At 70.9% G+C, this 11,300-nt stretch carries 12 protein-coding genes; 8 read left to right on the top strand and 4 right to left on the bottom strand.

Going from position 1 to position 11,300, the window contains the following annotated elements; translation table 11 throughout:
• Positions 1-105 precede the first annotated feature (105 nt).
• On the top strand, positions 106-831 hold the full coding sequence (locus tag ACFYWI_RS21375; RefSeq protein WP_389234670.1) for a ferritin-like fold-containing protein: 726 nt from the start codon (positions 106-108) through the stop codon (positions 829-831).
• A gap of 223 nt (positions 832-1,054) precedes the next feature.
• Here ACFYWI_RS21375 and ACFYWI_RS21380 read toward each other — a convergent pair whose 3' ends face one another.
• The 4 genes from ACFYWI_RS21380 to ACFYWI_RS21395 all read right to left on the bottom strand — a co-directional run bounded on the left by ACFYWI_RS21380 (position 1,055) and on the right by ACFYWI_RS21395 (position 2,932).
• Entirely contained in the window at positions 1,055-1,324 is a 270-nt protein-coding gene (locus ACFYWI_RS21380; protein ID WP_389234673.1) for a hypothetical protein, read from the bottom strand.
• Positions 1,325-1,505: 181 nt separating this feature from the next.
• Positions 1,506-1,733: a DUF3107 domain-containing protein gene (locus ACFYWI_RS21385; protein ID WP_215095436.1), complete on the bottom strand. Its 228-nt coding sequence runs from the start codon at positions 1,731-1,733 to the stop codon at positions 1,506-1,508.
• 148 nt (positions 1,734-1,881) lie between these two features.
• Positions 1,882-2,523 (bottom strand): TetR/AcrR family transcriptional regulator, encoded by a 642-nt coding sequence (locus tag ACFYWI_RS21390; RefSeq protein ID WP_389234678.1) that lies wholly within the window; start codon positions 2,521-2,523, stop codon positions 1,882-1,884.
• A gap of 184 nt (positions 2,524-2,707) precedes the next feature.
• Complete coding sequence (locus tag ACFYWI_RS21395; RefSeq protein WP_389234681.1) at positions 2,708-2,932, bottom strand: hypothetical protein; 225 nt, start codon at positions 2,930-2,932, stop codon at positions 2,708-2,710.
• Positions 2,933-3,087: 155 nt separating this feature from the next.
• Here ACFYWI_RS21395 and ACFYWI_RS21400 point away from each other — a divergent pair, with 155 nt between their 5' ends.
• From ACFYWI_RS21400 to ACFYWI_RS21430, 7 genes are all read left to right on the top strand, one after another.
• Entirely contained in the window at positions 3,088-4,053 is a 966-nt protein-coding gene (locus ACFYWI_RS21400) for an alpha/beta fold hydrolase (protein ID WP_389234684.1), read from the top strand.
• Between the two features lie 8 nt (positions 4,054-4,061).
• Positions 4,062-5,366 carry a DUF3152 domain-containing protein gene (locus ACFYWI_RS21405; RefSeq protein WP_389234687.1) on the top strand — a complete coding sequence of 435 codons (1,305 nt, stop codon included), beginning with the start codon at positions 4,062-4,064 and terminating at the stop codon, positions 5,364-5,366.
• An 80-nt stretch (positions 5,367-5,446) separates the two neighbouring features.
• Positions 5,447-5,542: an Ms4533A family Cys-rich leader peptide gene (locus ACFYWI_RS21410; RefSeq protein ID WP_389234690.1), complete on the top strand. Its 96-nt coding sequence runs from the start codon at positions 5,447-5,449 to the stop codon at positions 5,540-5,542.
• A 189-nt stretch (positions 5,543-5,731) separates the two neighbouring features.
• Complete coding sequence (locus ACFYWI_RS21415) at positions 5,732-7,450, top strand: ABC transporter substrate-binding protein (RefSeq protein ID WP_389234693.1); 1,719 nt, start codon at positions 5,732-5,734, stop codon at positions 7,448-7,450.
• A complete protein-coding gene (locus ACFYWI_RS21420) occupies positions 7,447-8,478 on the top strand; it encodes an ABC transporter permease (protein WP_389234696.1) in 1,032 nt (343 codons plus the stop codon). Before ACFYWI_RS21415 ends, ACFYWI_RS21420 begins: the two co-directional genes overlap by 4 nt.
• Positions 8,475-9,464 carry an ABC transporter permease gene (locus tag ACFYWI_RS21425; RefSeq protein ID WP_389234699.1) on the top strand — a complete coding sequence of 330 codons (990 nt, stop codon included), beginning with the start codon at positions 8,475-8,477 and terminating at the stop codon, positions 9,462-9,464. Before ACFYWI_RS21420 ends, ACFYWI_RS21425 begins: the two co-directional genes overlap by 4 nt.
• Positions 9,461-11,119, top strand: coding sequence for a dipeptide ABC transporter ATP-binding protein (locus tag ACFYWI_RS21430; RefSeq protein WP_389234702.1), 1,659 nt, complete (start codon positions 9,461-9,463; stop codon positions 11,117-11,119). Before ACFYWI_RS21425 ends, ACFYWI_RS21430 begins: the two co-directional genes overlap by 4 nt.
• Positions 11,120-11,300: the final 181 nt, after the last annotated feature.

An 11,300-nucleotide genomic window follows, 5' to 3' on the forward strand; every position in this document is an offset into this window, starting at 1 on the left:
ACCCCGGATTCGCGCATGTGTGTTGGGCGAATTCGTAGGAACCGCGCCACGGGCGTGGCTGACCAGGCCCTTCCGCGTGGCGGTGAGCGGGCTATTGTGCGCTTCATGGAGACGCCTGACAACGCCACTGAACACACCGGGATCGCCGCCCAGGACTGGGCCACGGCGTCCGCAGAACCCCAGTACCGCGCCGCCGTCGTGGATCTGCTGGGTGCGCTCGCCTACGGCGAGCTGGCGGCCTTCGAGAGGCTCGCCGAGGACGCAAAGCTCGCCCCGACGCTGGCGGACAAGGCCGAGCTGGCGAAGATGGCCTCAGCGGAGTTCCACCACTTCGAGCAACTGCGCGACCGGCTGACGAAGATCGAGGCCGAGCCGACGGCCGCCATGGAGCCGTTCGCGCAGGCCCTGGACGACTTCCACCGCCAGACCGCGCCGTCGGACTGGCTGGAGGGTCTGGTCAAGGCGTATGTCGGCGACTCGATCGCCAGTGACTTCTACCGCGAGGTTGCCGCCCGGCTGGACTCGGACACCCGCGCCCTGGTGCTCGCCGTGCTCGACGACACAGGCCACGGCAACTTCGCCGTTGAGAAGGTGCGCGCGGCGATCGAGGCCGACCCGCGGGTCGGTGGCCGGCTGGCGCTGTGGGCGCGACGGCTGATGGGGGAGGCGCTCTCCCAGGCGCAGCGCGTGGTCGCGGAGCGTGACGCGCTCTCCACGATGCTGGTGGGCGGTGTCGCGGACGGCTTCGACCTCGCGGAGGTGGGGCGGATGTTCTCCCGGATCACCGAGGCGCACACCAAGCGCATGGCGGCCCTCGGCCTCGCGGCCTAGGACATCGCTAAGCGGCCGGGAGGCTCGGACCCGTCGGGCTCCTCGGGCCTGTCGGGTCCCGAGTGACCGGGCTGCCCCGGCTGATCAGGCTCCCGGGGATCGGGCCCGGATTGAGCAGGCCCGGCATGATCAGGCCCTGAGCGATCGGGATCCGATCGGCCGGGTCCCGGGCGGTCAGGTTTCCGCTCCGGCCGCTCGGTGGGCGGTCGGTCCTCGTCCGGACTCAGAAAGGGAACGCGCGGTGCAGCCGGCGTGTGGACGGGCGGATCAGCAGGGAGAGCAGTACGGCTCCGATCGCGGCCGCCCCCGCCAAGGTCGCCGCAACATGTCCCGGGCCGATCGCCACATGGGTCACATAGGCGCCGAAGAGGGTGCCCAGTGTGCCCGTGGCGAAGACCGCGCGGCGGGACGGCAGACGGTCGGAAAGGTGACGGGCCGCGGCCCAGGACAGGGCCAGTCCGATCAGGACGGAACCGAGCGATGCCCAGATCACTGATGATCACCTCATGGACGCCGGCGCTGGCAGAACGGGTCGTAGCCGTAACTACCCGGAGGCCGCGGAATGCAACCCTCCCCGATCGGCGCGGGAGGGCCCGGACCAATACGGCCGGATCAACACGGGAGGGCCCGGCGGATCTCCGCCGGGCCCTCCCGTGTCCTGCTGCTCCGCGCCGCTACAGGGCGCCGAACCCCACGCGCCGCGTCGCCGGCTCACCGATCTCGACGTACGCGATCCGGTCTGCCGGTACAAGCACCTTGCGGCCCTTGTCGTCCGAGAGGCTCAGCAGCTGCGCCTTGCCGGCCAGCGCGTCACCCACCGCGCGCTCGACCTCCTCGGCGGACTGCCCGCTCTCCAGAACGATCTCCCGGGGCGCGTGCTGCACGCCGATCTTGACCTCCACGGCTATGTCCCTCCGAACGGTCGGTGCGTTGCGCGGTACCCGCGCCGTACGCAGCACACATTAGCCCGGAGTCGGGACGCGTCTGGCGCCCTGGGAAAACGCCAGGAGCGAACAGCCCCCGCGAGCGAGCGCCGCCACGGACCCTCGCTCAGTGCTGCTCGGTGCCGTGCAGCGGGAAGCCCGCGATACCGCGCCAGGCCAGCGAGGTGAGGAGCTGTACCGCGGTTTCGCGCGGAATGCCGGAGTCGCTGGAGAGCCAGTACCTGGCCACGACCTGCGAGACCCCGCCGAGACCGACGGCCAGCAGCATGGACTCGGCCTTGGACAGGCCGGTGTCCTCGGCGATCACGTCGGAGATCGCCTCGGCGCACTGGAGCGAGACGCGGTCGACGCGCTCGCGGACCGCGGGCTCGTTGGTCAGGTCCGACTCGAAGACCAGTCTGAACGCGCCGCCCTCGTCCTCGACGTACGCGAAGTAGGCGTCCATGGTCGCCGCGACCCGCAGCTTGTTGTCGGTCGTCGACGCGAGCGCGGTGCGCACCGCGTGCAGCAGCGCCTCGCAGTGCTGGTCCAGCAGTGCCAGATACAGCTCCAGCTTTCCGGGGAAGTGCTGGTAGAGCACGGGCTTGCTGACGCCGGCCCGCTCTGCGATGTCGTCCATCGCGGCCGAGTGATAGCCCTGAGCCACGAACACTTCCTGGGCGGCACCCAGAAGCTGGTTCCTGCGGGCTCGGCGTGGCAGGCGTGTGCCCCGCGGGCGGGCCGCCTCTGTCTGCTCGATGGCTGTCACGCCGCCTCCCAATGTCTTGAACGAGCACAGTCGTTCCGTGCGCGCTGTGCGCCGCGCCCGCCATCGTACTTTTGGGTAACCCGGCTGTGCGTGGTGCGGACGCAGAATTTCACGGACCGGACGGTCCCGGTAGATTCACGTTCGGGGGCATTTCGGGAACATTTCGAGGGCAAGGGGCGGTTGGTCACCGGTAATCGTCCTCGTCGAGCGCGACCACGCGAGCCTGCTCGGCTGCGTCCGCCTCGTTCGCGGCTTCCAGGTCGTCGGGGTCCACCGGCTCATCGCGTTCCGGCCGTATGTCGGTGTGCTGCTCGGCGGCATCGGCCTCGGGTACCTCCTCGTCGAGCGCGGCTACCTCGTCGTCTTCTTCTTCTGCGAAGGTTTCCGGATCGGTGGGATCGACTGACATGCGGCACCGCTTTCCATGGAGAGTGCCTTCCCCTATGAGCCTAGGAGGTACTGATTCATGGCGCTATGCGGTGTCTCGGCAGGGTGTGACGCCGAACAGCGGCATGTGATGCCGAACACACGAACCGGCACGTGATCGTCTCGTAACATTGCCGCATGTCTTCGACCGAGCTCCCGGGTGTCCGCGCCATCGACGCCGCGATGGCTCCCAAGGTCGCGACCGTGCATGTCGCCGACGGCGAGGAACTGCGCTCCGTGGCCCTGCCCGGCCTCACGCTGACCGTCCGCTCCAGACCCCCGGCGCACGCCGGACTGCCGCCCGCGCTGTACGTGCACGGTCTGGGCGGCTCCTCGCAGAACTGGTCGGCGATGATGTCGCTCCTCGAGGACGTCGTGGACGGCCAGGCGATCGACCTGCCCGGCTTCGGGGACTCGCCGCCGCCGGACGACGGCAACTACTCGGTGGGCGGCCATGCCCGCGCGGTGACGCGCTTCCTGGACGCCCGTGGCCGCGGCCCCGTGCATCTGCTGGCGAACTCGCTGGGCGGAGCGGTGTGCACGCGCGTCGCGGCCGCCCGGCCCGACCTGGTGCGCACCCTCACCCTCGTATCACCGGCGCTGCCGGAACTGCGCGTGCAGCGCTCGGCGGTGCCCACCGCGCTGCTCGCCCTGCCCGGTGTGACCATGCTCTTCGGCAGGATGACCGAGAACGTGTCGGCGCAGGAACGCACCCGAGGAGTGATGGAGCTCTGCTACGGAGACCCCGCACGTGTGACGGAGGAGGGAATGCGCAACGCCGTCGCGGAGATGGAGCGCCGGATGAGACTCCCGTACTTCTGGGACGCGATGGCCCGCTCGGCCCGCGGCATCGTCGATGCGTACACGCTCGGCGGACAGCACGGACTGTGGCGCCAGGCGCAGCGGGTTCTGGCGCCGACACTGCTGGTTTACGGGCGGCGGGACCAGCTCGTCTCGTACCGTATGGCGCGCAAGGCGGCAGCGGCGTTCCGCGACTCCCGGCTGCTGACGCTCCCGGACGCCGGGCACGTTGCGATGATGGAGTACCCGGAAACGGTCGCCCAGGCCTTCCGGGAGCTGCTCGACGAGTGCGGTAGGAGCTGATCCGGGGCGTGGGACGACACAGCCGCAAGGGCCCGGTACCGCGGGGCGCCGACTCAGGCGGCACAGCCGAGGCCGCGGCGGCCTCGTCCGGCGACGGCCCGGGCAGGCGGGACACCGAACCCGGGCCGCAGCAGCACACCTCCACCGGATACGGCAGCGCGCAGACCAGGGGCGGGCACCCCGAGCAGCATGAGGTGGGCGGGGGATGGGGCGACTGGCAGGGGTCGCCCGGTGCCCGGCGCGGACAGACCCGGCCCCAGGCTCACCCTCAGGCGCCGCAGCGCGCGATGGTCGGCGGGCCGCGGATAACGGGACCCCGCCCGGAGTTCGTCGAAGCCTTCGACCGGCCCACGCCGCAGCACGCTCCCCAGCCCGACCCATACGCCTCCGTCACCGACTGGGGTACGGGGCGCCGCCGGCCCGCCGAGATCGCGTCCGACGACGACACCGGCGCGGTCGGCGGTCTTGACGCCGCCGAGCCCGGGGAGGAGCGGCCGGCCAGGGGGAGCAGGGGGCGCACCTTCACCGGGATCGCGGCCGCCGCCGTGACCACGTGCCTCGCGGTCGTGGTGGCCGGCCAGGTCACCACCGACAAGCCGGACACGTCGGGCGGGCGGGCCACCGGACAGGAGCGGGGGGCGCAGGAGCGCCCTGACCGCTCGGACGGCAGGGGCACTCCGGCGCTGCCCGCGCCGGCGCCCGTGGCGCCCGCCACCTTCGCTCAGCTGATGGCCAAGCAGTTCCCGATCGACCCGGAGTTGCAGGCATCGGGCGAATTCCAGACGGTCCCCGGCTTCGACAAGGCGCCCGGCGAGGGCCGCAAGATCCGCTACCGGGTGGATGTCGAGAAGGGTCTCGGCCTGGAGGGCGGGCTCTTCGCGGAGGCGGTCCAGCGCACGTTGAACGACGACCGCAGCTGGGCGCACGGCGGGGCCATGACCTTCGAGCGCGTTTCGTCCGGTGAGGCGGAATTCGTCATCACCCTGGCCAGTCCGGGTACGACCGCGGAATGGTGCGAGAAATCCGGGCTCGACACGACGGTCGACAATGTCTCGTGCGACTCGGCGTCGACCGAGCGCGTGATGATCAACGCATTCCGGTGGGCGCAGGGTGCCGACAGCTATGGGCCCGACGCGATGTTCACCTACCGCCAGATGCTCATCAACCACGAGGTCGGACACCGCCTCGGACACGGGCATGTGAACTGCAGTACGCCGGGAGCGCTCGCGCCCGTGATGCAGCAGCAGACCAAGTCGCTGGACATCGACGGGGTCGAGTGCCGTCCCAACCCCTGGGCGTATCCCGGGGATTGAGTCCGCATCGCGAGACAGCTGTCTCGCGTCCGGGCCGTTGCGCGTTGACATCGCGCGCACGGTCGTTCATATTTCTCGGCATGTCACACCGCCCCTCCGCCTCCGTACGCGCCGCCATCGAGCTGGCGCTCATCGGCGTGACCGGGCACAGCGTGGCCGACATCGACTGTCGCTGACGCCTGCCCCAGCGCGCGCCGGCATTCGTTTCGCCTTTCCACTGCCGTCATTTCTCTGCCGCGCCTGGGCGTTTTTCGTCCGCAGGCGCGGCATTTCTCTTGACCATGCCCTGAGCGCGTTCTCTCGCTGCCGCCTGCGCGGACGATTCTCCCTTTCCGCTGCACCCGAACACCGAGAGGTCTCTTCCGATGCGTCAACTGTCCCTCGTATCACGCCGCGTGGCAGCGGCCGCCGTCAGCCTTGTCGTGGCCTCGGGCGCCGCCGCCTGCGCGGGGCCGAAGGACAGCGACGCCAAGGGCACAGCCCAGGGAGGCAAGCCGCACAAGGGCGGCACGCTCACCGTCCTCAACTCCGAGCCCCAGACCGACTTCGACCCCGCCCGGCTCTACACCTCCGGCGGCGGGAACGTCCCCTCGCTCGTCTTCCGTACGCTGACCACCCGCAACCGCGAGGACGGCGCTGCCGGTACCGAGGTGGTGCCCGACCTCGCCACCGACACCGGCCGTCCCAACAAGGACGCCACCGAGTGGACGTACACCCTCAAGGAGGGGCTGAAGTACGAGGACGGAACGGCGGTCACCAGCGCCGACGTCAAGTACGGCATCGAGCGCTCCTTCGCCGCCGAACTCTCCGGCGGGGCACCCTACTTGCGTGACTGGCTGGTCGGCGGCGACACCTACAGAGGACCGTACAAGGACAAGGGCGGCCTGGACTCCATCCGGACGCCCGACCACAGGACCATCGTCTTCGAGCTGAGGAAGCCCGAGGGCGAGTTCCCCTTCGTCGCCACCCAGACGCAGTTCGCGCCGGTACCGAAGGCGCAGGACACCGGAACGAAGTACGAGGAGCACCCGATCTCCTCCGGCCCGTACAAGGTCGTCAGGAACGAGGGCGACGGCGAGCACCTCGTCCTGGAGCGCAACCCGCACTGGTCCGAGAAGACCGACGAGGAGCGCAGGGCGTACCCGGACCGCATCGATGTGAGGTCCGGGCTCGACTCGGCCGTCATCAACCAGCGGCTGTCCAGCGGATCCGGTGCGGACGCGGCTGCCGTCACCACCGACACCAACCTCGGACCCGCCGAACTCGCCCGGATCGGCGGTGACAAGGAGCTCGCCGCGCGCGTCGGCACCGGCCACTTCGGCTACACCAACTACCTCGCCTTCAACCCCAAGGTGAAGCCGTTCGACAACCCCGAGGTGCGCCGGGCGATCTCGTACGCCATCAACCGCACCAGCGTCGTCAACGCGGCCGGCGGATCCGCGCTCGCCGAGCCCGCCACCACCTTCCTCCCCGAGCAGAAGGCCTTCGGCCACACCGCCTACGACCACTTCCCGGCGGGCGCGTCCGGCGACCCGGCGAAGGCGAAGGCGCTGCTCAAGAAGGCCGGGCACGAGAACCTGACCATCACACTCACCCACTCGACCGACCAGAACCGCGAGACGGGCCCCGAGGTCGCCACCGCCGTGCAGGAGGCCCTGAAGAAGGCCGGCATCACGGTGAAGCTGGACGGTCTCGAGAACAACGCCTTCAACGAGAAGCGCTGGAGCGCCAAGGACGCACCCGGCTTCTTCCTCTCCCGCTGGGGCGCCGACTGGCCCTCCGGCGGCCCCTTCCTCGCGCCCATCTTCGACGGCCGCCAGATCGTCAAGGACGGCTCCAACTACAACCACGCACAGCTCGACGACCCGGCGGTCAACAAGGAGATCGACGAGATCAACAAGCTGACCGACCTGGACGCCGCCGCCAGGCGCTGGGGCGCACTCGACAAGAAGATCGGTGAGCAGGCGCTCGACGTCCCGCTCTTCCACCCCGTCTACAAGCGGCTGTACGGAAAGGACGTCAGGAACATCGTGATCAGCGACTGGACCGGCGTTCTCGACATCTCGCAGGTCGCGGTCAAGTGAGCACCTCGCACGACCTGACGGTGCCGGGGGCGGGGGCTTCGGCCCCTTCCCCGGGCACCGCCCGCCCTCGGACGGAGTCCGGGGCGGCACCCTCCACGGTGTGGCGGCGGCTGCGGCACCGGCCGTCGGCCCTCGCAGCGGCCCTGGTGCTCGCCCTGCTGGTGGCCCTGGCGCTCGCCGCGCCGCTGCTCGCCGTGATCGAGGGCCAGGACGCGAACACGTACCACGACGGCCTCCTCGATTCGGCGCGCGGCGGAGTGCCGCACGGTTCGTTCGGTGGTGTCAGCGGGGAGCACTGGCTCGGCATCGAGCCCGGCACCGGACGGGATCTTTTCGTACGGCTGCTGTACGGGGCACGGATCTCCCTGCTCGTCGCCGTCGGAGCGACCCTGGTGCAGGTGACGGTCGGGGTGGCCGTAGGACTGGCGGCCGGACTCGGCAACCGTTTCGTCGACACCCTCCTCGGCCAGGTCACCGACGTGATGGTCGCCCTGCCGATGCTGGTGCTGGCCATCGCACTGACGGCCGTGGTGCCCGCCGGCTTCCCGCGGCCGCTGCTGCTGATCGCCCTGATCGGCGTGCTCAACTGGGGCGGCACCGCCCGGATCGTACGGGCGCAGACACTCAGCCTGAAACAGCTCGACTTCGTGGCCGCGGCCCGGCTCGGGGGCTCGGGCCGGTGGCGCGTCGCACGGCGCGAACTCCTGCCGTCGATCGCCGCGCCGGTCGTCACGTACGCGGCGATCCAACTGCCGGGCAACATCGTCGTCGAGGCTTCGCTGTCCTTCCTCGGGGTCGGGGTGAAACCGCCGACACCGTCGTGGGGGCAGATGCTGTCCGGGGCGCAGACCTGGTTCCTGGCCGACCCGATGTATGTGCTGCTGCCCGCGGGCCTGTTGTTCGTGACCGTGCTGGCGTTCACGGTGCTCGGCGACGCGGTGCGCACCGCGCTCGACCCGCGTGAGGCGAGCCGGCTGCGGATCGGCACCCGGAGTACGCGGAAGACTCGGCAGGGGGAGGCATCGTGACGCGCTATCTGCTCAAGCGCCTCGGCGGCGCGGTGCTCGTGCTTCTCGCCCTGTCCGCCCTGGTGTACGCGCTGTTCTACGTCGCGCCCGGTGACCCGGCACGGCTCGCCTGCGGCGACCGCTGCACGCCGCAGCAGATCGCCCAGGTGCGCGACCAGCTCGGCCTCGGGGACTCGGTGCTCGTGCAGTACGCGCGCTTCCTGCGGGGCCTTGTCGACGGCCGCGACTACTCGACCGGCGTCGCCGCCCTGCACTGCGACGCACCCTGCCTCGGCTTCTCGTACCAGTCCGACCAGCAGGTCACGGACCTGATTCTTGAACGGCTGCCGGCCACCGCCTCCCTCGCGTTCGGCGCGATGGTGCTCTGGCTGGTCATCGGCGTGGGCACCGGACTGGTGTCGGCGGTGCGCCGCGGCGGCGTCACCGAGCGCCTCCTCACCGTGCTCACCCTCGCCGGAACCGGCACACCCGTGTTCATCCTCGGGCTGATTCTGCTGATGGTGGTCTGCGCGTATCTGCAGTGGCTGCCCTTCCCGAACTATGTGCCGCTGACCGAGGACCCCGAGCAGTGGGCCTGGAACATGCTGCTGCCCTGGATCACCCTCGGCCTGTTCGAGAGCGCCAAATATGCTCGACTGAGCCGCAGTTCGATGCTGGAGACGCTGGCCGACGACCACATCCGCACGTTTCGCGCGTACGGGGTGTCGGAGCGGGCGGTCGTCGGGCGGCACGCGCTGCGCGGCGCGGCGGTGCCGGTCATCGCGCTCAGCGCGCTCGACCTCGGCTCGATGATGGGCGGCGCGGTGCTCACCGAATCCCTCTTCGGCATCCCCGGACTCGGCAAGACACTCATCGACGGCGTCCGGGTGATCGATCTGCCGGTCGTGGTGGGCGTGGTGCTCGTCATCGGTACCGCCGTCGTCCTCGCGAACGTCATCGCCGACCTGCTGTACGCCGTCGCCGACCGGAGGGTGGTCCTCGCATGAGGTTCCTCGTCGAGGTCGAGGACCTCACCGTCGACTTCACTCCGGGCAGGCCCGCCGGGGTACGCGCGGTGGACGGACTCTCGTTCACCCTGGAGCCCGGCCGGGCGCTCGGTCTGGTCGGCGAGTCCGGCAGCGGCAAGAGCACGGTCGCCGGTGCGTTGCTGGGCCTGCACCGCGGCACCGGAGCCCGGCTCGGCGGCACGGTACGGGTCGGCGGCACGCACGTGGGGGCCGCGAACGAGCGGGAGCTGCGCGCGCTGCGCGGCGGGGTGGCGGCGATGGTGTTCCAGGACCCGCTCTCGTCCCTGGACCCGTACCACGCGATCGGCGACCAGATCGCCGAGGTCCACCGCGTCCACGCGAACGTCTCACGCAGGGCCGCCAGGGCCCGGGCGGTCGAGGTCCTGCACCGGGCCGGCATCCCGAACGCCGCCCGCCGCGCCCGCTCGCGCCCGCACGAGTTCAGCGGCGGCATGCGGCAGCGGGCACTGATCGCGATGGCGCTCGCCTGCGAACCGAAGCTCCTGATCGCCGACGAACCGACGACGGCGCTGGACGTGACCGTCCAGGCCCAGATCCTGGACCTGTTGCACGGACTGCGCGCCGAGACGGGCATGGGCCTGCTGCTGGTCACCCACGACGTGGGCGTCGCGGCGGAGAGCGTCGACGAGATCCTGGTGATGCGGGCGGGCCGGGCCGTGGAACACGGCCCGGCGGCCAAGGTGCTCGGGGCGCCGCAGGAGGCGTACACGCAGAGGCTGCTCGCGGCGGTGCCGAGGCTGGACGGGCCGCGGGTGGCGACGCCCGGAGCTCCGGCGGATCCGGCCGCTCCCACCGCTGCGCCGCTCGTCGAAGCCGTTGAACTGCGGCGGGAGTTCGGTCGCGGCGAGGGGCGCGTCGTCGCCGTCGACGGGGTGTCGTTCGACGTCCGGGCCGGTGAGACCCTGGGCATCGTCGGCGAGAGCGGCAGCGGCAAGACCACGCTCGGCCGGCTGCTCGTACGGCTGCTCGACCCCACGGGTGGCCGGCTGCGCTACCAGGGAACGGACATCGGCACCCTGACGGACAGGGAGCTGAGGCCCGTGCGGCGAGAGCTGCAGATGGTCTTCCAGGACCCGGTCGCCTCCCTCAATCCGCGGCGGTCCATCGGAGAGTCCGTCGCCGATCCGTTGTATGCGGGCGGACTGCGCGACGAGCGGCGGATCAGAGGGCGGGTGCAGGAGCTGCTGGAGCGGGTCGGGCTCGATCCGGACCGCTATGACAGCTACCCGCACGAGTTCAGCGGTGGGCAGCGCCAGCGGGTCGGGATCGCGCGGGCACTCGTCGCCGAACCGAAGCTGATCGTCTGCGACGAGCCGGTCTCCGCGCTGGACGTCACGACCCAGGCGCAGGTGGTGGAGCTGCTCGCCGAGCTACAGCATGAACTGGGGATCGCGCTCGTGTTCATCGCGCACGACCTCGCCGTCGTACGGCAGGTCAGCGACCGGGTCGCGGTCATGCGCGAGGGCCGGATCGTCGAGCAGGGCAGCGTGGCCGAGGTGTACGCGCATCCCCGGGATCCGTACACGAAGAAGCTGCTGGCCGCGGTGCCGGCACTCGATCCGGACCTTGCCGCGGCGCGGCGCACGGCCCGGCGGGAGATGGCCGCAGCATAACGCACCGTGACGAAAGGTCCCGTAGCGCGACGGAACGCTACCTGCGGGGGAAAGTTACGTGCATTCACCCCTTCCGGTGGGGGGGGGGGGGGGGGCGGGCCCCCCCCCCCCCCCCCGCGCCCGCGCGAGAAACGACGGCGGGCGGAGGGGGGGGGCAGGGGGCGGCCCCCACGCGAGGCGG

Origin of the sequence: Streptomyces sp. NPDC002889, from assembly GCF_042888425.1 — a bacterium.
Lineage (GTDB): Bacteria > Actinomycetota > Actinomycetes > Streptomycetales > Streptomycetaceae > Streptomyces.

Excerpts from the sequence above, each read along its gene's own strand:
- ACFYWI_RS21395 (WP_389234681.1), bottom strand. The coding sequence starts at position 2,932 with ATGTCAGTCGATCCCACCGATCCGGAAACCTTCGCAGAAGAAGAAGAC.
- ACFYWI_RS21410 (WP_389234690.1), top strand. The coding sequence starts at position 5,447 with ATGTCACACCGCCCCTCCGCCTCCGTACGCGCCGCCATCGAGCTGGCG.
- ACFYWI_RS21430 (WP_389234702.1), top strand. The coding sequence starts at position 9,461 with ATGAGGTTCCTCGTCGAGGTCGAGGACCTCACCGTCGACTTCACTCCG.
- ACFYWI_RS21415 (WP_389234693.1), top strand. The coding sequence starts at position 5,732 with ATGCGTCAACTGTCCCTCGTATCACGCCGCGTGGCAGCGGCCGCCGTC.
- ACFYWI_RS21400 (WP_389234684.1), top strand. The coding sequence starts at position 3,088 with ATGTCTTCGACCGAGCTCCCGGGTGTCCGCGCCATCGACGCCGCGATG.
- ACFYWI_RS21375 (WP_389234670.1), top strand. The coding sequence starts at position 106 with ATGGAGACGCCTGACAACGCCACTGAACACACCGGGATCGCCGCCCAG.